This window comes from Leisingera sp. NJS204 (assembly GCF_004123675.1).
Lineage (GTDB): Bacteria > Pseudomonadota > Alphaproteobacteria > Rhodobacterales > Rhodobacteraceae > Leisingera.
The window spans coordinates 21,056-44,579 of record NZ_CP035419.1 but is presented as its reverse complement, the minus strand read 5'-3'; the positions used below and the strand labels follow the sequence as shown (position 1 = coordinate 44,579).

The window sequence follows — 23,524 nt, the reverse complement described above, 5'->3', positions numbered from 1 at the left end:
TCCTGCCATATTTTTGCCGCAATCGGCCGGGCGCCGGGTCGTTGGGGCCCGGGCATTAACTATGATTTCAATCTCTTACGGGAAACGGGCAGAATCTTGCCCATGCTGGCAAAAGGCTTGGAATGCCTAATTCCGGTCACGATAGACTCAGGCTTGAGCAGTATGTTTCAACCAACAATAGCCATAGCAAGGAGGACCCTAAGCGTGGCAAACACAACGTTTCCGGATCCGGTTTTTTCGAAGCTGAAAACCAAAGAGTATACAGGCAGCCGGGACGACATTCTCAGCATCAATCATTCAAATACCCTTGCGCTGGACGCGGCGACGGTGTCGCTGAGCTTTTCGTTGGACCGCCTGCCCGGCGAGATGGCGCTGGTGTCCAAGGACGGAAGCGGCGCCGGGGCGGGCGACTTCACGCTTTGGGTCAAGGACGGCACTTTGGTGGCGACCCAGTCGGACGGCAGCGGGACCGAATACCTGAAAGTCCCGGATCTGGTGTTGTCGGCGCAGCAAACCTACCAGATCTCGGTCAGCTTTGGCGCGGACGGGCTGATGATCTGGCTGGACGGCGCGCTGGTGGCGGCCGAACCTGCGTTCAAACAGGGGCTGGCAGACAATGATAACGCCCTGGTGATCGGCGGCAGCCGGGCCTGGCGCAGCAATCAGGAGGATGACGCGCATTCGCTGTTCAAGGGCACCATCAGCGATGTGCGGATTTTTGACAGCCAGCTGGGTGAAAGCAGCCAGATCGCGCTGGCCGAGGCGGCCGGCACCGCCATGGGCGCCAAGATGGACGCGATGATGGAGGATCTGGCCCCGGCCTTTGGCCAGCTGCACGGCGCCAGCGATACCTTCCTGGAGATTCTGTCGGATTACGGCGTCACCCATCACGGCCATCTGGACCGCAGTCTCAACATGATCAGCCGCAACGGCGGCGACAACACGGTGCGCGGCACCAGCGGCGCCGATGGCATTGACGCGGGCCGCGGCGACGACAAGATCATCGGCAAAGGCGGCGCCGATGTGCTGCAGGGCAACTACGGCAATGACACGCTGTATGGCGGCGGCGGCAACGATGTGCTGGACGGCGGCCACGGCGAGGACACGCTGAAGGGCGGCGCTGGCAACGACCTGCTGATCAGCCGCGCGGACGGGCGCGAGGGGGCCATCGCCTATGATCCGGACCGCGACGAGGGCGACCCGGAAAATGAGCTGACGGACGGTAAGCTGTACCCCGATCAGCCGGTGCCGGGCGATGATCTTCTGATCGGCGGCAAGGGCGCGGATATCTTTTATTTCCAGACGCTTATCAACGCCAAGGAGCGCTACATCGAGAAGCACACCCGCGACGACGGCACCATCAACTGGCACGGTGTTGCGGGGGAGAACGACAAGCTGCACGACCATTGGGTCGACATCATGGGCCATGATGTGGTGCAGGATTTCAGCCGCGCCGAGGGCGACCGGATTGTCATCGAGGGCCACACCACCGAGATCGCCTCGATCACCTATGGCGACAAGAACGGCGACGGGGTGATGGATCACTCGGTGATTGCGCTCTACTCGGATCAGGGCAACAACGGCGGCGCCCACAACGATGATTTGCTGGGCAAGATCACCGTCTACGGCGACCTGGTGAAGCTGTCGGACATCGAACACACCGCGGCGCCGGCATATGGCATCATCAAGAGCATCGACGACCTGAACGAAGCGCTGGCGCCAACAGCAGTTTCCGAAAACGCCGGCAAGATCAAGGTGCCGGGGTCGGCGCTGGGAACGGCTGCGCAGGCCGCCATACCAGGTGCCGGCGCGCCGGTTGTTGCGATGCCAGGCCAGCATGTGCTGAGCGGTGAAGACGGCGATTATCTGAATGCGGGTCACCTTGATGCCCTTGCGCTGGACGCGGCGACGGTGTCGCTGAGCTTTTCGCTGGAGCGGCTGCCCGGCGAGATGGCGCTGGTGTCCAAGGACGGAAGCGGCGCCGGGGCGGGCGACTTCACGCTTTGGGTCAAGGACGGCACTTTGGTGGCGACCCAGTCGGACGGCAGCGGGACCGAATACCTGAAAGTCCCGGATCTGGTGTTGTCGGCGCAGCAAACCTACCAGATCTCGGTCAGCTTTGGCGCGGACGGGCTGATGATCTGGCTGGACGGCGCGCTGGTGGCGGCCGAACCTGTGTTCAAACAGGGGCTGGCAGACAATGATAACGCCCTGGTGATCGGCGGCAGCCGGGCCTGGCGCAGCGATCAGGAGGATGACGCGCATTCGCTGTTCAAGGGCACCATCAGCGATGTGCGGATTTTTGATGGCCAGCTTGGCGAAAGCAGCCAGATCGCATTGGCCGAGGCGGCCGGCACCGCCATGGGCGCCAAGATGGACGCGATGATGGAGGATCTGGCCCCGGCCTTTGGCCAGCTGCACGGCGCCAGCGATACCTTCCTGGAGATTCTGTCGGATTACGGCGTCACCCATCACGGCCATCTGGACCGCAGTCTCAACATGATCAGCCGCAACGGCGGCGACAACACGGTGCGCGGCACCAGCGGCGCCGATGGCATTGACGCGGGCCGCGGCGACGACAAGATCATCGGCAAAGGCGGCGCCGATGTGCTGCAGGGCAACTACGGCAATGACACGCTGTATGGCGGCGGCGGCAACGATGTGCTGGACGGCGGCCACGGCGAGGACACGCTGAAGGGCGGCGCTGGCAACGACCTGCTGATCAGCCGCGCGGACGGGCGCGAGGGCGCCATCGCCTATGACCCGGACCGCGACGAGGGCGACCCGGAAAATGAGCTGACGGACGGTAAGCTGTACCCCGATCAGCCGGTGCCTGGCGATGATCTTCTGATCGGCGGCAAGGGCGCGGATATCTTTTATTTCCAGACGCTTATCAACGCCAAGGAGCGCTACATCGAGAAGCACACCCGCGACGACGGCACCATCAACTGGCACGGTGTTGCGGGGGAGAACGACAAGCTGCACGACCATTGGGTCGACATCATGGGCCATGATGTGGTGCAGGATTTCAGCCGCGCCGAGGGCGACCGGATTGTCATCGAGGGCCACACCACCGAGATCGCCTCGATCACCTATGGCGACAAGAACGGCGACGGGGTGATGGATCACTCGGTGATTGCGCTCTACTCGGATCAGGGCAACAACGGCGGCGCCCACAACGACGATTTGCTGGGCAAGATCACCGTCTACGGCGACCTGGTGAAACTGTCGGATATCGAACACACCGCGGCGCCGGCATATGGCATCATCAAGAGCATCGACGACCTGAACGAAGCGCTGGCGCCAACCGCGGTTTCCGAAAACACCGGCAAGATCAAGGTGCCGGGGTCGGCGCTGGCGGACGCTGGCGATCTGACCCTTGCGGCGGCGGAAAGCCCGGTCTTTGCCATGGCAGGCAGCCACGGTTTCGATGCCGAAGACCGTTCTGCCTATGTTTTTGATCACAGTAAGGCGCTGGAGCTTTCCAGCGGCACTATTGCCTTTCGCTTCACCGCCAGCAGTCTGGCCGGATACCAAACCCTGTTGTCCAAGGATGCCGCTGAATATGGCAGCGGCGGGCATCTGGCGGTTTATCTGGATGAAACCGGCAAGCTGATCGTGCGCCTGCAGGACAGCGAGGAGACCCACTATTTCACTGCGGCAAATGCGATTGAGGCAGGCACAGACTATGACTTCAGCCTGAATTTTGGCAGCGAGGGCGTGGAAGTCTACCTGAATGGCGCGCGGATTGCTTATGAAGCCGGGCTGGATTTTGACTGGAGCACCAACAGCGAGGCACTGATTGCCGGAGCTGCAGGATGGAGCAATGCAGCCGGCAAAACCGACAAGATCCACAGCTACTTTGATGGCAGTATCAGTGATCTGGCGGTTTATGACGCGGTGCTGACCGGCGAAGAGGTTTTCGGCAGCGATGAGCGGAGTGATTACGCTTACTTCGGCGGCCGGATCGACAGCTTTCAGTTCAATCGCAGCGGCGGCGAAATCCAGATCAGCAAGGGCGGCTCTGAGACGGTTCTGGAACCGGAGGATACCTTTGCCGCGTTCAAGGATGTCACCGTTCGAGCGGCGGATATTCAGTTCGGTTCCAATAACAGCGACGAATTGCGCGGTGCCGATGGTGCCGATGTGCTGATTGGAAAAGACGGCGATGACCGGCTGCTGGGGTATGGCAATGATGACTTGCTGAGAGGCGGAAAGGGCAACGACAACCTTTATGGCGGTGACGGAGCGGATACGCTGTCCGGTCAGGGGGGCCACGACAAACTGGCGGGCGGCAGCGGCCGGGATTATCTGTTTGGCGGCGATGGCAATGACACGCTGTATGGCGAAGACGGCCGGGATTGGCTCTATGGCGGCCTTGGCGATGACCGGCTGCAGGGCCACAGCTGGAATGCGTCGGACCCCTCAGACCGGGACCGCGCGGTGTTTGATGGGAACTTCGAGGACTATAGCTTTGAAAGCTATACCTACTTTGACTCCAACCGGGGTACCGACATTACCCGTCTGACGGTAACTGATGCGGCCAGCGGCGGGGTTGATGGCTATTATGAAGGCCGCGACCAACTGCTGGATATTGGCCTGTTAGTCTTTGCAGATCAGACGGTTGCCTTTGATGACCTGATCTGACGCCAGGTCCGGGCGTAGAACAGCACGGGTTTGGCGGAGCAAACATCTGCCAATCCTTCAGGTGGCTTTCACCGGGGGCATTTGGGTGCCTCCGGTGAGTTTCGCTCCTGGGTGCAAATGATTTGGACACCATTCAGAAATGCCGCCGGCTGCGCAAAGCAGAAACGTCACTGCGTAGCGCAACAGGAACAATGTTTGGCAGCCCGTAGACCGCAAATATCGAAGGGCTGATAAGCCTGGTGAGAACATGAGACTGAAACCGCTGGATAGCGGTTTGAGCCCAGACCTACATAACTGTGATAATGTCGCCGACAGCGATGATCTCGTTCAAGCAAAACTGGCCGTCTGCTCTCATATGCAGATGCGGTAAATCAAGATGGCCGTTCGGCCTCGGTTGGTAAACCTCGCATGGGAAGGATTTTCCAGCGCTTGAGATGAATATCTTGGCTTCCAGTACAGTGGCAAAGGCCAGATCAATCTGGTCATTTGTGTACAGAACACAACGACTTCGACCATCCTTGTCGTCGGTCAGAAGATCGTAGTCGTTTATCTCAATGTTCATAAGGGACGATCCCATACGGACATGCAAAATTCAACGGCAGCTTTATCCGCATTGCGGTTCTCTGTTTGCGGGATTGTCAAGTGCGGGTTCTATTGCCGTTCGGGGTCCTGGTTCTCTACGAAGTCGGTGTTACCGCTTCCTGATGGCGTCCGGGAGCTGACCGGCCAGAATGTCATTCGCGAAGTGAGCGTTGGCTCCTTCAACCGCTTTAGACTGGCTTGATCCGCCGCCGTCCCGAAGAACGCTGAACCCGCCCTGTCTCTGGTGGGCGGTGTCTCAGTTGGTTGTTAGGTGATGAGCTCCTTTTCCGGTTCGAAATCTGTCCCGTCGCGCCAGATGCACATCATGACGACAGCGAGTTTTCGGGATACCGCCACCGCAGCTTTCTTGAAGCCCTTTCGGTCTTGCAGCTTCTTGGCCCACACGCGCAGTTTTGACGGCTTTCTGACCTGGGTGATCAAGCTGGTTGCAGCGGAGTAGAGCAATCTGCGCAGATCACGGTCTCCGCATTTCGATATCCGTCCGGACCAGTCCATGTCTCCGGATTGATGCCGCCGCGGCGTGAGGCCGAGGAAAGCACCGACGTCTCGGGATCTCCGGAAACGGCCTGCGTTGTCGAGGGTTGCGAAAAAAGACAGCGCCACGACGGGCCCAACGCCCGGGACGGTCATGAGGCGGCGGGCAAGGCCGCTTGGCGCGCTATGAGCCTGAGATCTTCATCCATCGCTTCCGCAGCCGCGCACAGGGCCCTGTGGATCGGGATGAACATGCCGGCCATCACGCCGAGTGCCGGGTTGGTCTGACCGGCCTCAGCGAACTGATCACGGAAGCCCTGCCGCAGGTTTGCCCGGCCAACTGAACCCATACAGATCCCGAAAACCTTCAGCACACCGCGAACATGCGCCTCCAGGTCCTTGCGCATCCTGATCAGGCGCTCCCGTGCGCCAATGAGCACGCGGATCCGCTCCGACGCCTCGCTTCTGATGTGAACCCGGCTGAACCATCCGGTACGGGCCAGATGCGCCAGCCCTTCAGCATCACCGGTATCGGACTTGTTGATCCGCCCAGACAGCGCCTTGTGCGCCAGGCGGGCATCAATGCAGATGATCGGAAGGCCGCGTTTCTCCAGTTCGCGGGTAAGCCAGATGGCCAGAATGCCGCTCTCATGCACAATCCGCTCGGGCTCAGCGGCGTGCTCCGAAATGAATGATGCGATTGCGTCCGGATCCGAACTGGTTTCGTCGCGCGCAAGCACCTCGCCAGTTTCATCGACAACACAGATCGACACGGATTTGACGGGCACGTCCAGACCAACATAATGCGGCATGGTCGTTCTCCTTCACGGCTGGTTTTGCTGAGGCCCATCTTACCGGACCTCGTTCGCCCTGGGAGAGCGGCCGCCGCAAACACACCATGTCAGTCGCTTGCGATCATCGCCTCCGGCAATTCCTTCTTGCAGGGCCTGGGCTTATACCTCATCTTCTCGGAATTGGTCTGCACTTTGGGCTTTGGCGGCGCTTTCTCATGCATCTCTTTGATATGCGCCATAACCGCACTCAGCCGCTTGTTCCCGATGACGGCAGCATGGGTGACGCGCTGGGTTCATATCAATGACCCGGTAGGGCAGGGAGTGGCCTTTCAAGCGGACCTCAAACCGCCCATCCGCAAAGGCATAGGTATCCGCATATTTGCAACCAGCGCGTGACAATTCGTTCTCTTCCAGCATGATCCGCTTGCGGTCATAGGAAGTTGTGAGCTGTTTGCCGGCATAGCGATTCTCCCGCCAGCACAGAACTTCCGCCAGCCGGTCCGGTTCGACATTCAACGCCCGGTGCAGGTTGTCCGGCTTGGCAGGGACCTTAGCAAATTTGGCGCAGAAACGGTTGTGAGCGCTGCATAGATGAAGCCTGTAATCTGGGTTATGTTGAATGTGCAACAGGAAGAGCGAAAAGTGTGAGTTCGCTGGATCTGCGTGCGCAACCCCTCCAAACTATGAAGGCCGTCGTTCACAGTCGAGCGGGCGAGGTCTCTAGTGCTGCTGGCAGCGACAGGACCGGCAATGCACAGGAAGCGCCCCTTTGCATAGTCCAGCCTGCTGTCCGGTAGCGGACATTGCCGCATCTTGGCGCGAAGGAGCAGCTTGTGTCCTCATCTGCAGCCCTTAAGCAAGCAAAGAGCGGGTGTTCTTTACGCACTTAGCCTCCGCACTTCGGCGCCGCCGGGGCTGTCAGTATAACTTGCACATTCTGTCCGCTCTTTCAGCAGTTGCGGCAAGGCCGGCTCAGGAAGTCGTCAGGCTTTCCCCGGTATCCAAAACGGGTGCTGCATCAATGTCCTCCGCGTCCAGCATGGCGGCGACACGTTCCAGTGCCGCAATCAACCCTGCCTGCTCCCAATCTTCCATCGCTTCAAACTTGCGAACAAACCGTTGCTGCAGGGGGTCAGGGGCTTCGGCAATTGCCTGACGGCCTTTTGCAGTGACAGATATATCGGTTTGACGCCGGTCGGTCTGCGACTTTTCACGTACGGCCATCTCTTTGCGCACCAGCTTGTCGACAAGCGAAGTCACGGTTGCTTGGGAAATCCGCATCTGCTGCGAGATTGCCTTGGCCGTGCAATACCCGCTGCCGGCAATAATTTGCAGCACCCGAAACTGCGGTGCAGTCAGTTCAACCGACCGGGCAAGCTCACGTCCGAACAGGTCGGTCGCGCGCAGAATCCGGCGCAGGGCTATCAAGCTGGCATCAATACGGTCCATCTTCAATTTCTGGCAGAGCTTGGAGGGATAATCAAGAAGTGCGGTTTTATGGCTTTTTACTTTGAAAGATGAAGCATAAGTGATCCACTTGATGGGCGTTTTTTCGCGGATATTGGGAAAAAAACGACACATTGACGCAATCTGCGACACAGTCTTGCAGCCGTTGCGGGAGGGTGTTACTTAGTCAGTCAAATTAAAATGGAGGCGCCGGGGCAGATGCGGCATGCGTTAGAGTTTTTCCGGAAAGCAACACCTGCGCTGCGCGAGCCCGCAGCGGAAGATGGAGCCGGAATCTGGGAGCTGGTGCGCGCATGCAAGCCGCTCGACGAAAACTCCATGTACTGCAATCTGATCCAGTGCGACCACTTCAGCGAGACCTGCGTGGTTGCCGAGATTGAGGAAGAAATAGCTGGCTGGACTTCTGCCTACGTTCTGCCTGACGATCCGGAAACGCTGTTTGTCTGGCAGGTGGCAGTGTCGGAACACGCCCGCGGGACCGGGCTTGGCTCGCGGATGCTGAACGGCCTGCTGCTCCGCGAGGCCTGCAAAAACATCAAACGGCTGCAAACGACAATCACGCAAGAAAACAGAGCGTCCTGGGCATTGTTCCACAACTTCGCAGCCAACCGGAGCGCGCCGCTGAGGAGCCGGCCCCATTTTACGCAGACCGGGCATTTCCGTGACCGCCAGAGTACCGAGCACATGGTTACGATCGATTTCTCCGAGGCGCCCGGCAGCACAGTTTGAGGGCGCTTTGATCCATGTGGCGCTTGCCCGTTTTGACCTGTCTAGTTCCAAGAGGACACAATATGCCGACTGATACGTCAGCCGAGATTTCCATTTTCAAGCGCCGCGAATCCGAAGCGCGCAGCTATTGCCGCGGCTTCGATACGGTGTTCACCCATGCCAGCGGCTCTGAGCTGACTGACGACAAGGGACGCCGGTACATCGACTTTCTTGCCGGCTGTTCGTCGCTCAACTACGGGCACAACGATCCGGACATGAAGGCGGCGCTGCTCGACCACATCTCATCCGACGGGCTGGCGCACGGGCTGGATTTCCACACCAGTGCCAAGGCGGATTTCCTTGATGCCTTCGACCGGCACATCCTGCGGCCGCGCAACATGGACCACAAGGTGATGTTCACCGGCCCGACCGGCGCCAATGCGGTTGAGGCAGCGCTGAAACTGGCCCGCAAGGTGACCGGCCGCAGCACTGTCATCGCCTTCACCAACGGCTTTCACGGTGTCACCCTGGGCGCCTTGGCGGCCACCGGCAACAGCTATCACCGCGGCGGCGCCGGCACCCCGCTGAACGGCGTCACCCGGATGCCCTATGACGGCTACTTTCCGGGCGGCGCTGATACCGCTGAATACCTTGAGACGATGCTGAACGACCGCTCCAGCGGCATCGACGCCCCTGCGGCTATCCTGCTGGAGACCGTGCAGGGCGAAGGCGGCCTGAATGCCGCGCGCCCCGAATGGGTGCAGCGCATCGCCGCGCTGGCCAAGGAGCACGGCGCGCTGCTGATCATCGACGACATCCAGGCCGGCTGCGGCCGTACCGGCGGCTTCTTTTCGTTTGAGGACATGGGGATCACACCGGACATTGTGACGCTGGCGAAATCGATCTCGGGATTTGGCCTGCCGATGGCGCTGATGCTGGTGCGCCCCGCACATGACATATTCGGCCCGGCCGAACACAACGGCACCTTCCGCGGCAACACTCATGCCTTTGTCACGGCCCGGGTTGCGATCCGGAAATTCTGGGGTGACGGCCGGTTCCAAAAGGATGCCGCCGCCAAAGCCCGGCTGTTGACTGCCGCCCTGGAGGAAATGGCCGAATTGCTGCCTGGCGCCTGTCTCAAGGGGCGCGGCATGATGCAGGGGCTGGATGTCGGCTCTGGCGAACTGGCCGCCAGCATCTGCGCCCATGCCTTTGAAAACGGGCTGATTATCGAAACCTCGGGCAACAAAGACCAGGTGGTCAAGGTGCTGGCCCCCCTGACCACATCTGAGGATACCCTGATGAAGGGTCTGAACATCCTGCGCGGCGCGATCCGCGGCGTAACGGACTCAAGCAAATTTGCAGCGGAGTAAGACATGATAGTTCGCGACTACAACGACATTGTCAAAAGTGACCGCAGCCGCGTTGTATCGGACGCAAAGTGGTCTTCGGTCCGGATGCTGCTGGAGCAGGACGGGATGGGGTTTTCGTTCCACATCACCTTTCTTGAGGCCGGTTCGGAACACACGTTCGAATACAAGAACCACTTCGAGAGCGTTTATTGCATGCAAGGCACAGGCTCGATCACCGATCTGGCCACCGGCGAAACCCACCTGATCCGGCCCGGCGTCATGTACGCGCTGGACAAACATGACCGCCACACCCTGCGCGCTGAGGAAGAGCTTGTCATGGCCTGTGTGTTTAACCCGCCGGTGACCGGTAGCGAAACCCATCGCGAAGATGGCTCCTACGCACTGGAAACCACTTGAAGAGGCCCCGGCGCCAGCCGGGGGATAGACAGTGAATTTTCCCGAACATACCGTCGAGAAGATCGGCGGCACGTCGATGTCCCGCATCCGGGAATTGCGCGACACTTTGATCATTGCTGACCGTCGCGGTGGCGCGCTCTATCACCGGATTTTTGTTGTTTCCGCTTTTGGCGGGATCACCAACTTGCTGCTGGAGCACAAGAAATCCGGGGAACCTGGCGTCTATGCCCTGTTTGCCAACGACGACAACGATCATGGCTGGCTTGATGCGCTGAGCCGCGTGGGTGAAGCGATGGCCAGGGTCCACAATGGCGTCCTGGACAATCCGGCCGACCGGGCGCTGGCGGAGGATTTCGTGCGCGACCGCATCGAAGGGGCCCGCAGCTGCCTGTTCGACCTGCAGCGCCTGTGCTCCTACGGCCATTTCCGCCTGTCGAGCCAGATGATGCTGGTGCGCGAGCTGCTGTCCGGGCTGGGCGAGGCGCATTCCGCCTTTGTGACAACGCTGATGCTGCAGCGTGCCGGTGTGAATGCCCGTTTTATTGACCTCAGCGGCTGGCGCGATGACAGGGAATGCTCGCTTGAGGAACGGATCAGTGGCGGCCTTGGCACTCTTGACCTGGCGTCAGAACTGCCTGTCGTCACCGGCTACGCGCAGTGCCGCGAGGGGCTGATGCGCGAATATGACCGCGGGTATTCCGAAGTCACATTTTCCACCATCGCGGCATACACCCAGGCGAAAGAGGCGATCATCCACAAGGAGTTCCACCTGTCATCCGCAGATCCGGCGCTGGTGGGCACAAAAGCCGTGCGCAAACTGGGGCACACGAATTACGATGTCGCCGACCAGCTGTCGAATATGGGGATGGAGGCCATTCACCCGAATGCTGCCAAGATCCTGCGCCAGTCAAAAGTGGCTCTGCGCATCACCAATGCCTTTGAGCCTTCCGATCCCGGCACCCTCATCGACGGCCAGCCTTCCAAAACCGCAGCCGTTGAAATCGTGACCAGCCTTGATGTGGTTGCGCTGGAGCTGTTCGAGCAGGATATGGTCGGCGTCAAAGGCTATGATGCCACTGTTCTAGAGGCCCTGCGCCGCCACAACGTCCGGATCGTTTCCAAAAGCTCGAACGCCAATACGATCACCCACTATGTCGAGGCATCGCTGAAGACAGTGCGCCGTGTGGTGAATGACCTTGAGCGCGCGTATCCGTCCGCCCAGGTCAGCACACGGGCGTTGTCCATCGTTTCGGCCATTGGACGCGACCTGTCCGGGGTGCAAGTGCTTCGCCGCGGGCTTGCAGCCTTTGACCAAGCGGGTGTCGGGGTGATCGCTGCGCATCAGACACCGCGCAATGTCGATGTTCAATTTGCGGTGCCACGGACGTCAGCGGAAACTGCGGTCACGGTTTTGCACAGGGCTCTTATTGCGGGAACCGGCCAGGCTGCAAAAGTAAAAGCGGCGTGACCAGGCAGCCGGGCCTGTGGCACCCCGTCGCTTCGACCCTGCGGCCAGGATTGAGGAGCGGCAATGTGGTATCCTGATCCCGAAACGCTTCGTTCACCTTTGCATGCCAGCCTGGCAGTTGCGATTGAGCAGGCCATACTGACGGAGAAGCTCCCTGCCGGATCCCGGCTGCCGCCGCACCGCAAAATGGCAGACCGGCTTGGTTTGAGCGTTCACACCGTAAGCAAAGCCTACGATAGCTTGCGCAAGCAGAACCTGATTGACGGACAGGTTGGCCGGGGCAGCTATGTCAGCGGTCCCGGGCCAGACGCGGCTCCGCCAAGAACCGCTCTTGAAGAAGGGTTTGACTTCTCTACCTCCCGCCCCATCCGCAACCAAGAGCACAGCAAGCAGTTTCAGCTGTCATTGCAGAGGCTTACGGCAGAACTGAACCCCTCGGCCCTGCAGGATTGCGGTTTCAGCTCCGGGCATGATGGCCGCCGCGCGGCAGGGGCAAAGTGGCTGGCAGCCTGCGGTCTTGCCGCCGCTCCGGAACAGATTCTGGTGACAAACGGCGGCAGTCACGGAATGTCTGTTGCGCTGTCCGCACTGACCCGTCCTGGCGACACCGTTTTGTCTGACTGCATCACCCATAATCTGCTCGTTTCCGGTTGTTCCTATTTGGGATTGAAACTTTCAGGACTGAAAACGGACTCATCTGGCATTTTGCCGGATGCATTGGTGAAAGCCTGCCGGACGTCCGGCGCTAAAGTCCTGTGTTTGCTGCCGTCATTGGCAAACCCGGTGCCGGTTATGATGCCCGAAGACCGGCGCAGGGAGCTGTCCCGGATTGCCGATGACCATGGTCTTTACATCATTGAAGATGATCCGCTTGGCCCTGTAGCAGAGGATCGCCCGCCGCCGGTGGCAACGCTGGTGCCGGAACGTTCCGTCTATATGTCTGCCCTCAGCACATGCCTGATGCCCGGGCTGCAGGCCGGATACATGGCTGCGCCAAGCCATTTGCTCCCTTCCCTGACGGGCCGCCTGCTGAGTTTCGGGGGGGCGGGCACGCCCTTAATGCAGGAACTGGCCGGCTGCTGGGTATCGGACGGCACAGCGCTGGAGATTGCAGACTGGCAAAGGAAAGCACTGAAAAGCCGCTACCGCACTGTTTGCGGAGTATTAAATGGAATACCCTGGACAGGGCACCCTGCAGCACTGCATCTGTGGTTGCCGCTGCCTGACGGGTGGAGCTCCGTCGATTTTTCGCAATATGCGAGCCAGATGCACATAGCCGTTACGCCTGACGCGCCTTTTCTGCCCCCGGATACACGCTCACCGGGCGCAGTGCGGATTTCGCTGGGCGCGGTTCAGGATGAGACCCGTTTCAGCAAAGGCCTGGGGCTGATTGCAGCCCTTTTAAAGCTGAACCCGCACAGCCTGCCGCAGCTTGCGTTTTAGCGGTTGCCCTTAGGGTCAGGGCCCGTTGCTTTGCGCTTGGCGGCGGGAGTAAAAGGTCCGGGTTCATTCAGACAGGGGAAAGACAGCGGTGCGTTTTACGGTGCCGTAGACAAAACTGGTGTCGATCGATGCAATGCCGCCGATCGGATGAATGCGGTGGCGGATGAAATTTTCATAGGCTTCCAGATCAGGCACCAGTACCCGCAATTGGTAGTCCATTGCGCCAGTCAGCACGTGGCACTCCAGCACCTCCTCGATCATCTGCATCCGCCGTTCGAAATTCTGGACGTCGGTTTCGTTATGCCGTTCCAGGCGGATGCGGACAAAGACGGTGATCGCCAGCCCGCAGGCGGCGGCATCCGCATCGGCGCTGTAACCGCGGATAATCCCCTTGGCTTCAAGGTTCCGGACCCGCCGCAGACACGGCGACGGAGACAGGCTGACCGCGTCGGCAAGCTCCTGGTTGGTCATCCGCCCGTCCTGCTGCAGGGCGCGGATGATTTGTCTGTCTTTGTTGTCCATGCGGATCCCGAGTTGGCAGTATCTGCCAATAATTATATCTTCTGAGGCATATTTCGCAATCAAATGCTGTGCACTTGGGTTCATTATGGCCGAAATCAGATTGAGGAGACAGCCATGACCGGTCCCAACGGCTTTGCCACCCGCGCCATCCATCACGCCTATGATCCGCAGGACCACGAAGGCGCATTGACGCCGCCGCTGCACCTGACATCGACCTTTGCGTTTGAGACTGCCGAGGCCGGCGGCGAGATGTTTGCGGGGGAGCGCGCGGGCCATATTTACAGCCGCATCTCAAACCCGACCTGCGATCTGCTGGAGCAGCGCATCGCCACGCTGGAGGGCGCAGAAGCCGGCCTGGCGCTGGCCAGCGGCATGGGGGCGGTGACCGCTGTGCTGTGGACACTGCTGTCGCCGGGGGACGAAGTCATCGTCGACAAGACGCTTTATGGCTGCACCTTTGCCTTCATGCGTCACGGGCTGGCGAAATGGGGCGTCACCATCACCCATGTCGACATGAGCGACCTGGACAACCTGCGCAAAGCGGTCTCTGGCAAGACGCGGGTGGTCTACTTTGAAACGCCGGCCAACCCCAACATGCGGCTGGTGGATATCGAAGGCGCGGCCGAGATTGCCCATGCCTCTGGCGCCCAGCTGGTGGTCGACAACACCTATTCCACCCCGTATCTGACCCGCCCGATTGAACTGGGCGCCGATATTGTGCTGCATTCCGCCACCAAATACCTTGGCGGCCATGGCGATGTGGTGGCCGGGCTGGTTGCGGGCCGTGCCGAGCAGATCGCCGAAATCCGTCTGGTCGGCATGAAAGACATGACCGGTGCGGTGATGGCGCCGTTCAATGCCATGCTGATCCTGCGCGGTCTGAAGACGCTGAACCTGCGGATGGACCGCCACTGCGCCTCGGCCAGGGTGGTTGCAGACTTCCTCGCCGCCCATCCGGCGGTCCGCACAATGCACTTCCCAGGCCTCAAAAGCTTCCCGCAGCATGACGTGGCGGAACGCCAGATGGACCAGCCCGGCGCGATGATCGCGTTTGAGGTCGAGGGCGGGCTGGCCGGCGGCATCGCGCTGATGAACGGTCTGCAGATGATCCAGCGCGCGGTGTCTCTGGGTGATGCCGAGACCCTGATCCAGCACCCCGCCTCGATGACCCATTCGACCTATACGCCGGAAGAGCGCGCCGAACATGGCATCAGCGACGGGCTGATCCGCCTGTCCGTCGGCCTGGAGGAGGTCGAGGACATTCTGGCGGATCTGGAGCAGGCCCTGCCCGCCCCGGTGCAGCACGCCGCCGAATAAGGAGACAGCCATGCGCCCGGACCTGACCCATCTGAAGACCGTTGAGCAGCGGCTGTTGTGGCTGTCGCACTGGATGATCCACAACGCCAACCACATCCGCCCCAATCCGGACGGGATCAAGGTGGGCGGGCATCAGGCCTCCTCTGCCTCGATGGTGTCGATCATGACGGCGCTGTACTTCTCGGCGCTGCGGCCCGAGGACCGGGTGGCGGTGAAACCGCATGCCTCGCCCGTCTTCCACGCGATGCAATACCTGATGGGCAACCAAACCCGCGAAAAGATGGAGAATTTCCGCGGCTTTGGCGGGGTGCAAAGCTATCCCAGCCGCACCAAGGACATTGACGATGTGGATTTCTCCACCGGCTCGGTCGGGCTGGGTGTCGGCATCACCGCGCTGGCGTCCCTGGTGCAGGATTTCATCGCCGCCAAGGACTGGGGGACGGGAACCAGACTGGGGCGCATGGTGGCCCTGGTCGGTGATGCCGAACTGGATGAGGGCAACATCTACGAGGTACTGCAAGAGGGCTGGAAGAACGGCCTGCGCAACACCTGGTGGATCATCGACTACAACCGCCAGTCGCTGGATGGGATTGTGCGCGAAGGGCTGTTTGAGCGCATCGAGAAGATCTTTGATGCCTTTGGCTGGGATGTGGTGCGGGTGAAATACGGGGCGCTGCAGCGTGCGGCATTTGAAGAGCCGGGCGGGGAAGCCTTGCGCGCCTGGATCGATGCCTGCCCGAACCAGGAATATTCGGCGCTGACCTACATGGGCGGTGCGGTCTGGCGCCAGCGGCTGCTGGATGACTTGGGCGATCAGGGCGCGGTCACAGCGCTGATAGACCACCGCAATGATGCGGAGCTGGCGGCGCTGATGGAAAATCTCGGCGGCAACTGTGTGGAGACCATGGCGGATGCGTTTGCTGCCATCGGCCACGACCGCCCGGTCTGCTTCCTGGCCTATACGGTCAAGGGCTGGGGCACGCCGATTGCCGGCCACAAGGATAACCACGGCGGGCTGATGACCAAGGCCCAGATGGCGGATTGGCAATCACATATGGGGGTGCCCAAAGGCCAGGAATGGGATCCTTTTGCCACCGTTGCGGATGTGCCGGCGCTGCAGGCCTTCCTGGGCCAGGTGCCGTTTTTTGCCCAGGGCCCGCGCCGGTATGCCGAGGCGCCGCTGGCGGTGCCATCCGTGGCGTTGGATACATCCCGTGAAATCTCGACCCAGATGGCCTTTGGCAAAATCATGGATGCGCTGGCGCGCGGTGACAGCGAACTGGCGGCACGGATCCTGACCACCTCGCCGGATGTGACCGGCACCACCGGGCTGGGGCCATGGGTGAACCGGCGCAAACTGTTTGCCCGCGAGGCGCAGGCGGATGCGTTCATCGAACACCGCATTCCCTCCACCGCCAAGTGGAACTTTGCCCCCGAGGGCCAGCATCTGGAGCTGGGCATTGCCGAGATGAACCTGTTCCTGCTGCTGGGGGCAGCGGGGCTGGCGCACAGCCTGTGGGGCAAGCGGGTGATCCCGGTCGGCACGGTCTATGATCCCTTTGTCTGCCGCGGTCTCGATGCGCTGAACTATGCCTGTTACCAGGACGCGCGGTTCATGATTGCAGGCACCCCTTCCGGTGTGACACTGGCGCCCGAGGGCGGCGCGCATCAATCCATCAGCACCCCGCTGATCGGGATGAGCCAGGACGGGCTGGCGGCCTTTGAACCTGCCTTTGCCGATGAACTGGCGGTAATCATGGAATGGGCCTTTGGCTATTTGCAGAGGGATGGCAACGGCGACCCGGATGAGCGCACTTGGCTCAGGGATGAGACCGGCGGATCGGTCTATCTGCGGCTCAGCACAAAGCCGCTGGAGCAGCCGGGCAAACGCGCCGATGAGGATTTCCGCCAAGGCGCCATCGACGGTGCCTACTGGCTGCGCAAGCCCGGCCCCAATTGTTCGGTTGTGATCGCCTATCAGGGCGCGGTCGCAGACGAGGCGATTGCCGCCGCCGGTATGATCGGCGGCGTGCGGCGGGATATCGGCGTGCTGGCTGTCACCTCGGCGGACCGTTTGAATGCAGGCTGGACCGCCGCCCAGCGGGAGCGCGCCCGCGGCAATCCGATCGCTTTGGCGCATATCGAACAGCTGCTGCGGGATCTGCCTGCGCATTGCACCTTGGTCACCGTGATCGACGGCCATCCCGCAACCCTCGCCTGGCTTGGCGCCGTGGCCGGGCACAGGACGATCCCGCATGGGGTGGAGCACTTTGGCCAGACTGGAACAATCGGCGATCTCGCCCGCCATTTCCGGATCGACCGGCAGGCAATCGTTAATTCCATTGAAGGTCTGACGGCAGGCCGCAATGCCGCGCTGATGCCGGTCAATCCCGGCTGAACCCGTCCAACCGGCCCGCCGCATTGCCTGCATCCGCCGCTAGCGGTGGTATTGCGCAAACGGCAGGCCGCCGATCCGGGTCAGGGCCACCGGCGTCTGATACAGTGCCGTCAGGCTGGCGGCACTGGCGGCCTCATCCACCGGGCCTTGAAAAGCGATCCGCCCGTCTTTCAGCGCCACCACGTGATCGGACCAGCTGATGGCATAATTGAGGTCATGCACGACGATCACAATGCCCTTGCCGCGCTGTTCGGCCAGGCGGCGCAGCTGCGACATCAGGTTGCGGGCGTGGTGCAGGTCCAGATTGTTCAATGGCTCGTCCAGCAGCAGCCAGTCGGTGTCCTGGGCATAGGCCATGGCAATAAAGGCGCGCTGGCGCTGGCCGCCTGACAGCTCATCCAGGAACCGCTGCTGCAAGGTGGCAAGGCCGAACAGCTCAATCGCATCCCCGATGGCGGCCTGGTCCGCTGCCGTCAGCCGCCCCTGGCTGTGCGGCCAGCGGCCAAAGCCGATCAGGTCTTTGACCCGGACCCGGCTGGCTACGGTCAGGTTCTGGGCAACAACCGCCATCTTGCGGGCCAGCTGGCCCGGGGCGATCCGGGCCGTGTCCGTACCGTCCAGACTGATGCAGCCGCGGCTGGGGGCCAGCTGCTGCGCGATCAGGTTCAACAGGGTCGATTTGCCTGCACCATTGGGGCCGATCAGGGCGGTGACCCGGCCTGCGGGGATTTCTGCATCAATCCCGTCAATTATGGGCTTTGCGCCGTGGCCATAGCTGAGGCCCTTTATTGTGATCACCGGATTTTCCCCTTTGCCAGCAGGAACATGAACAACAGGCCACCGCAAAATTCGATGACAACGGCCAGGGTGGATTGCAGCATCAGGATGCGTTCGAACACGGTCTGGCCAGCCACCAGAACAAGCGCGGAAATCAGCGCCGCGGCCGGCAGCAGCAGCGCATGGCGGTGGCTCTGCATCAGGCTGTGCGTCAGGCTGGTCACCAGCAGCCCCAAAAAGGCAATCGGCCCGGCCAGCGCCGTCGACACCGAAACAAGCAAGGCAATGATGCATAGCACCTTCAACTGCAGACGGTCATGACCCACGCCCAGGCTGCGTGCCGTGTCCCGGCCCAAGGCGGCCACATCCAGAACCGCGTGATTGCGCCAAATCCACACAAAGGCCAGCAGCATCAGCCCCAGGGCCACCGCCAGCGCCTCGTGGTCGAAACTGCCGAACTGCGCGAACATCCTGGCCTGCACGATTGAAAATTCGGACGGATCCATCAGCCGCTGAACAAAGGCGGTGATTGTCCGGAACATCAGCCCCAGAACCACGCCGGTCAGCACCATCAGCTGGATGTCATGGCGTGTTCGGCGCAGCACGCTGGTGAACAACAGCAGCGCCGCGCCCATCATGACCGCGGCATCCAGCAGGAATCCGGCAAGGGCCGGGATCTGGCTGCTGCCGGCAATCCCCAAACCTGCAACCAGCCCGGTCTGCAGCAGCAGGAACAACGCATCGAACCCCATGAAGGCGGGCGTCAGGATGCGGTTGTGGCTGATCGTCTGCAACAGCACCGTTGCCACCCCGACCGCGGCCCCGACCGACAGCAGGCCCGCCAATTTGACCAGCCGCAGCTCCAGGATATAGGCCACCGGCCCGCGCAAGCCCCAGAACAGAAACAGCGCCGCCGCCGCCGCCAGCAAGCAACCCAGGCCCAGTATCCGCCGGTCAGCCATGCGCCCGCCGCCCCAGCAGCATATACAGAAACACCGCAGCGCCGAAGATGCCGAAAACGGTGCCGGCGGGGATCTCATACGGGTAACGCAGCAGCCGCCCCAGGATATCGCACAGCAGCAGCAGCCCGGCCCCGGTGCCGGCAACCACCGGCAGGCTGGCGCGCAGGTTGTCACCCATGATCCGAGAAACCAGATTGGGCACCACCAGCCCGATGAAGGGCAGCATCCCGACGGTCACAATCACCAGCGCCGACACCAGCGAAACGGTAACAATGCCGAAACCCAGCACCTGCCCGTAGCGCAGCCCAAGGTTCAGGCTGACATTCCGGCCCAGCCCCGCGATGGTGAACTGATCGGCAGCAAGATAGGACAGCATCGCCAGCCCGCCCGCCAGCCACAGCAGCTCATACCGCCCTGCCAGAACGCCGGAAAACTCGCCGCTCATCCAGACGCCAAGATATTGCAGCAGGTCGGTTTGAAATGCGATGAAGGTTGCGCAGGCCGTCAGCACCCCGCCGTAAACCAGCCCGGCCAGCGGGATCAGCAATGGCCGCTCCGGCGGGATGCGGCGGGCCAGCAGGATGAACAGGGCAGTGCCCGCCAGTGCGGAAGCCGAGGCCGCCAGCATTTTGCCGAACAAGGGCATCGAGGGCGTCAGCAGCGTCACCGCCAGCAGTCCCAGCATGGCGGCTTCATTGGTGCCAGTGGTGCCGGGCTCGACGAATTTATTGCGCACCAGCAGTTGCATGATGACACCCGCCACCGCCATCGACGCGCCGGTCAGCAGTACCGCAACGGTGCGGGGAATGCGGCTGACCGCCAGCAGCTGCAACGCCTGCGGATCGCTCAGCAACGCTGCCGGGCTCAGCCGGTTGACGCCCACAAACAGGCTGACCGCAGCGAGCAGGCCCAACAGCAGGCCCATCAGAACCAGAGTATTCCGGCCCTCCGCGACGCGGCTGTTCAGAGCAGCAGGATCAGCCACCCGCCGCAAACCCGGCCAGAATTTCGTCCAGCGCCGCCGTCATCGACTGGATGCCGCCGCCCGCAATATAGACGTTGGCCGCATTCAGATAGACCACCTGCTGCCGGCGCCAGGCCGTGGTGCCCGCCACCAGCGCATTGTCCAAGGTGACCGCCGCCGCCTGATTGCCCTGGCCAATCGCTGCGGCACGGTCGATGACAATCAGCCAGTCCGGGTTGGCCGCGGCGATGAACTCAAACGATACCGCCTCGCCGTGGGTCTGTGCTGCGACGCTTTCGACCGCCTCCGGCAAATTCAGCGCGGTGTGCAGCCAGCCGAACCGCGACCCTGCGCCGTAGACAGATACTTTGGGGCCGTTGGTCATCAGGATCATCGCCGTGCCGCGGCCGGCAACGGCAGCGCGGGTGTGCTCCAGTTTGGCGGTGAAGGCCGCTTCCAGATCCGCCGCCCGCGCCTCCTGCCCGGTCAGGCGGCCATAGCTGCGCAGCCGCGCCAGCGATTGCGCAACGTGGTCTTCGCCCCATATCGTCATGTCGATGGCCGGGGCGATCCCGGCCAGCGCCGCAACCTGCGCCGAGGACCGCCCGCCCGCTACGATCAAATCAGGCGCTAGCATTGCAATGGCTTCAAAATCCGGTTCAAACAGGGTGCCTACTGGCACGGCCTTGTCCTGCAGATCCTGCAAGTAGCTGACATACAGTTTGGACGGGACACCGGCGATTGGTACCTGCAGGGCCTCCAATGTGTCCGCGGCTGCGGCATCCAGCACGACGATTTTCTGTGGAATTTCAGCCAGTTCGACCGCTCCGCGCGCGGTGTCAATGGCAATGCTTTGCGCCTGCGCCGCGCCGGCCAGGGCAACAGCAATGAATGCAGCCAGCTGCAAGATCTTCCGATGGGCCATTTTCTATCCTGTTAAGATGGAATTTGGCTGGCGGGATTGGCTTGCTCAAAATCGAGAGCGGCTTAGCGGCCTGCGATGAAAAAGTCCAGCCGCGCTGCTGTTGTGCCTGCCGCAGGCTCCAGGCCGCGCAAAAATGCAACATCAGCATATTAACGGAAAATCGCCCGGACAGGGGCTTGCAGCCGCAGGAATTGCTCCCTATCAGGCCCAAGCCTTTGCAAGGCCAGCCAGGATTTAACCCAAGCTAACAGCTCTTAGAACACGGGTTTATTATGGCACGAACTTCCAACATCCGCCTGTCAGGGCTGCTGTGCAGCACCGCTCTGGCTCTCATCTCCGCCCCAGCCGCCTTTGCCGAGGAAGACGAAGTGCTGTCGCTGGACCCGATCATCGTCAAACAGCGCGATCCCGCAGGCAACGCCGCTGATCGCGCAACATCAATCTATGTGGCCGACGCCGAGATTGAACGCGCTGCGATGGGCGATCTCAAGGACCTGTTTGCGGGCATCGCCTCGGTCTCGGTCGGCGGCGGCATTCCGATTGCGCAGAAAATCTTTGTCAACGGCGTCGACATGCTGAACCTTGCGGTGCAGGTGGACGGTGTCAGCCAGAACAACCGCACCTTCCACCACGTCAGCGCCAATGCATTCGATCCCGGCCTGATGAAATCGGTGCGCGTCGATCCCGGCGTTGCCCCTGCTGACGCAGGTCCCCGCGCGCTGGCGGGCCGGGTGGTGATGGAAACCATCGACGCCGAAGACATTATCGAAGACGGCGAAACCTTCGGCGGCCGGTCCCGCCTGTCCTATTCCAGCAACGGCAGCACCGCCCAGGGTTCGCTGACGCTGGCAGGCCGCAGCGGCGGTTTTGAAATCCTCGGCTACGCCAAACGCGCCACCGGCGACAATTACGAGGACGGTGACGGCAACGAGGTGACAGGTTCTGCTGCAAACCTGACTGCGGGCCTGTTGAAATTCGCCTATGAGGGTGATCAGGGCGACCGGATCGAATTGTCGCTGCAAGAGGCGCAGGATAACGAAATCCGCAATTTCCAACCCAACTTCGGTTCCAGCACCCGCGGCTTCGCCCCCTATTTCACCAAACGCCGGATTGCCTCGCTGCGCTATGAAAGCGGTAATGAAACCGGTCTCTGGGACCCGTCTGCGACCTTTGGTTTTTCTGAAATCAACGTTGACCGCCCGTCGGACCCGTTCGGCGATTCAACATCCACCAGTTCCAGCACCTACGCGCTGACGCTGAAAAACGATTTCCACCTGTCGGACAGCAACACCATCACCGGCGGCGTGGATTATCAGGTCCGCGAAAGCACGGTGAACGCGACCTGGGTCAACGGGCTGACCGGCGAGGAAAGCAAGAACCTGGGCGTCTTTGCTCAGGCCCGGCTTGAACCCACCAACCGCCTCAGCGTCTCTGCCGGCCTGCGCTATGACTGGCAGGACTTCACCGGCCAGGACTTTGCCCAGACCGGCACCGCCTTCACCGGCTCAACGTCAGGCGCAAGCGGAAACCTGTCGCTGGTCTATGACCTGACCGATGCATTGTCGCTGCGGGCCGGCTACTCCAACGTCTTCGGCGGCTACGACCTCGAGGACAACTTCCTGTTCTACCAGGCCTGGGATTATTCTGCCCTGCAATCCTCCCGCGCGAAAAACATCATCGTCGGCGCCGACTGGCAGCGCGGCAATTGGACCCTGGGCGGCGAGCTGTTCAAGACCAGCATCGGCAATCTCCGCGGCGTTACCCGGACCGGTGCTGTCATCGGCAACGACTTTGAAAGCAAAGGCTTCAATCTGGCCGCCACCTATGGCTGGGACAGCGGCTTTGCCCGCTTCACCATGAACAGCAGCGACATCGAATTCAACGATCAGCCGGCCGAGAGCTTCTTTGTCGTCGATTCGGGCACCCCGATCGGCAAGGTGCTGGCGTTTGAGGTGCAGCAGGAAATTCCAACCATGAACCTGCTGGTCGGCGGCAGCGTCGAGGCTGCCCTGTCAAACGACAATGGCGTCTATGAAACCTACACCCAAAAGCAGGAAAGCTATCAGGTTCTGAACCTCTTTGCTGAATACAGCCCGCCGTCGCTTGGCAACGTCACCATCCGGGCGGCCATCGACAACGTATTCGACACGCAATACGCCGACCGGGCCACCTATGGCACCGAATACACCGCCGCGTCGATCACTTCGATCAAGGAACCGGGCCGCAATATCTCGGTTGTTGCTACCCTTAAGTTCTAAGCAACCGCGGGGGCGCCTGCCTTGGCGC

Annotated in this window: 18 protein-coding genes and 1 pseudogene; 9 read left to right on the top strand and 10 right to left on the bottom strand. The window is 61.3% G+C overall.

Annotated elements, in window-relative coordinates; all coding sequences use genetic code 11:
- Positions 1 to 204 precede the first annotated feature (204 nt).
- Entirely contained in the window at positions 205 to 4,647 is a 4,443-nt protein-coding gene (locus ETW24_RS21530) for a LamG-like jellyroll fold domain-containing protein (RefSeq protein ID WP_164982801.1), read from the top strand.
- Positions 4,648 to 4,933: 286 nt separating this feature from the next.
- On the opposite strand, the gene ETW24_RS21525 is transcribed toward ETW24_RS21530, so the two are convergent.
- The 5 genes and pseudogenes from ETW24_RS21525 to ETW24_RS21510 all read right to left on the bottom strand — a co-directional run bounded on the left by ETW24_RS21525 (position 4,934) and on the right by ETW24_RS21510 (position 7,967).
- A complete protein-coding gene (locus tag ETW24_RS21525) occupies positions 4,934 to 5,209 on the bottom strand; it encodes a hypothetical protein (RefSeq protein WP_129373143.1) in 276 nt (91 codons plus the stop codon).
- A gap of 287 nt (positions 5,210 to 5,496) precedes the next feature.
- Complete coding sequence (locus tag ETW24_RS24995; protein ID WP_254695772.1) at positions 5,497 to 5,880, bottom strand: transposase; 384 nt, start codon at positions 5,878 to 5,880, stop codon at positions 5,497 to 5,499.
- Positions 5,877 to 6,536: an IS110 family transposase gene (locus ETW24_RS24990; RefSeq protein ID WP_254695771.1), complete on the bottom strand. Its 660-nt coding sequence runs from the start codon at positions 6,534 to 6,536 to the stop codon at positions 5,877 to 5,879. Before ETW24_RS24990 ends, ETW24_RS24995 begins: the two co-directional genes overlap by 4 nt.
- An 89-nt stretch (positions 6,537 to 6,625) precedes the next feature.
- A pseudogene (locus ETW24_RS21515) lies at positions 6,626 to 7,091 on the bottom strand (ISNCY family transposase); the annotation flags it as partial.
- A gap of 399 nt (positions 7,092 to 7,490) precedes the next feature.
- Positions 7,491 to 7,967 (bottom strand): MarR family winged helix-turn-helix transcriptional regulator, encoded by a 477-nt coding sequence (locus ETW24_RS21510; RefSeq protein WP_129373227.1) that lies wholly within the window; start codon positions 7,965 to 7,967, stop codon positions 7,491 to 7,493.
- 216 nt (positions 7,968 to 8,183) lie between these two features.
- On the opposite strand from ETW24_RS21510, the gene ectA reads away from it, so the two are divergent.
- The 5 genes from ectA to ehuR all read left to right on the top strand — a co-directional run bounded on the left by ectA (position 8,184) and on the right by ehuR (position 13,373).
- Entirely contained in the window at positions 8,184 to 8,714 is a 531-nt protein-coding gene (gene ectA, locus ETW24_RS21505) for a diaminobutyrate acetyltransferase (RefSeq protein ID WP_129373226.1), read from the top strand.
- A gap of 62 nt (positions 8,715 to 8,776) precedes the next feature.
- Positions 8,777 to 10,066 carry a diaminobutyrate--2-oxoglutarate transaminase gene (gene ectB / locus ETW24_RS21500; protein WP_129373142.1) on the top strand — a complete coding sequence of 430 codons (1,290 nt, stop codon included), beginning with the start codon at positions 8,777 to 8,779 and terminating at the stop codon, positions 10,064 to 10,066.
- Positions 10,067 to 10,069: 3 nt separating this feature from the next.
- Positions 10,070 to 10,462 (top strand): ectoine synthase, encoded by a 393-nt coding sequence (locus tag ETW24_RS21495; protein WP_129373141.1) that lies wholly within the window; start codon positions 10,070 to 10,072, stop codon positions 10,460 to 10,462.
- Positions 10,463 to 10,538: 76 nt separating this feature from the next.
- A complete protein-coding gene (locus tag ETW24_RS21490; RefSeq protein ID WP_441328144.1) occupies positions 10,539 to 11,930 on the top strand; it encodes an aspartate kinase in 1,392 nt (463 codons plus the stop codon).
- A 63-nt stretch (positions 11,931 to 11,993) separates the two neighbouring features.
- Complete coding sequence (gene ehuR, locus ETW24_RS21485) at positions 11,994 to 13,373, top strand: MocR-like ectoine utilization transcription factor EhuR (RefSeq protein ID WP_129373139.1); 1,380 nt, start codon at positions 11,994 to 11,996, stop codon at positions 13,371 to 13,373.
- A 63-nt stretch (positions 13,374 to 13,436) separates the two neighbouring features.
- On the opposite strand, the gene ETW24_RS21480 is transcribed toward ehuR, so the two are convergent.
- The gene (locus ETW24_RS21480; RefSeq protein ID WP_129373138.1) at positions 13,437 to 13,895 is read right to left on the bottom strand and encodes an Lrp/AsnC family transcriptional regulator; all 459 of its coding nucleotides are present in this window, start codon (positions 13,893 to 13,895) and stop codon (positions 13,437 to 13,439) included.
- Positions 13,896 to 14,009: 114 nt separating this feature from the next.
- Between ETW24_RS21480 and ETW24_RS21475 the strand changes: the two genes are divergently transcribed.
- Entirely contained in the window at positions 14,010 to 15,212 is a 1,203-nt protein-coding gene (locus tag ETW24_RS21475) for a methionine gamma-lyase (RefSeq protein ID WP_129373137.1), read from the top strand.
- A gap of 10 nt (positions 15,213 to 15,222) precedes the next feature.
- On the top strand, positions 15,223 to 17,610 hold the full coding sequence (locus ETW24_RS21470; protein WP_129373136.1) for a transketolase: 2,388 nt from the start codon (positions 15,223 to 15,225) through the stop codon (positions 17,608 to 17,610).
- A gap of 39 nt (positions 17,611 to 17,649) precedes the next feature.
- On the opposite strand, the gene ETW24_RS21465 is transcribed toward ETW24_RS21470, so the two are convergent.
- Genes ETW24_RS21465 through ETW24_RS21450 form a run of 4 tightly spaced genes read right to left on the bottom strand, consistent with a single transcriptional unit; the run spans position 17,650 to position 21,238 of the window.
- Positions 17,650 to 18,408, bottom strand: coding sequence for an iron ABC transporter ATP-binding protein (locus tag ETW24_RS21465; protein ID WP_129373135.1), 759 nt, complete (start codon positions 18,406 to 18,408; stop codon positions 17,650 to 17,652).
- The gene (locus tag ETW24_RS21460) at positions 18,405 to 19,349 is read right to left on the bottom strand and encodes an iron chelate uptake ABC transporter family permease subunit (RefSeq protein ID WP_129373134.1); all 945 of its coding nucleotides are present in this window, start codon (positions 19,347 to 19,349) and stop codon (positions 18,405 to 18,407) included. The genes ETW24_RS21465 and ETW24_RS21460 overlap by 4 nt, the downstream gene beginning before the upstream one ends.
- A complete protein-coding gene (locus tag ETW24_RS21455) occupies positions 19,342 to 20,274 on the bottom strand; it encodes an ABC transporter permease (RefSeq protein WP_129373225.1) in 933 nt (310 codons plus the stop codon). Before ETW24_RS21455 ends, ETW24_RS21460 begins: the two co-directional genes overlap by 8 nt.
- Before the next feature lie 52 nt (positions 20,275 to 20,326).
- Positions 20,327 to 21,238, bottom strand: a complete 912-nt coding sequence (locus tag ETW24_RS21450) for a siderophore ABC transporter substrate-binding protein (protein ID WP_129373133.1) — start codon at positions 21,236 to 21,238, stop codon at positions 20,327 to 20,329.
- Positions 21,239 to 21,510: 272 nt separating this feature from the next.
- On the opposite strand from ETW24_RS21450, the gene ETW24_RS21445 reads away from it, so the two are divergent.
- Positions 21,511 to 23,496, top strand: a complete 1,986-nt coding sequence (locus ETW24_RS21445) for a TonB-dependent receptor plug domain-containing protein (RefSeq protein ID WP_129373132.1) — start codon at positions 21,511 to 21,513, stop codon at positions 23,494 to 23,496.
- The last annotated feature ends 28 nt before the right edge of the window (positions 23,497 to 23,524 follow it).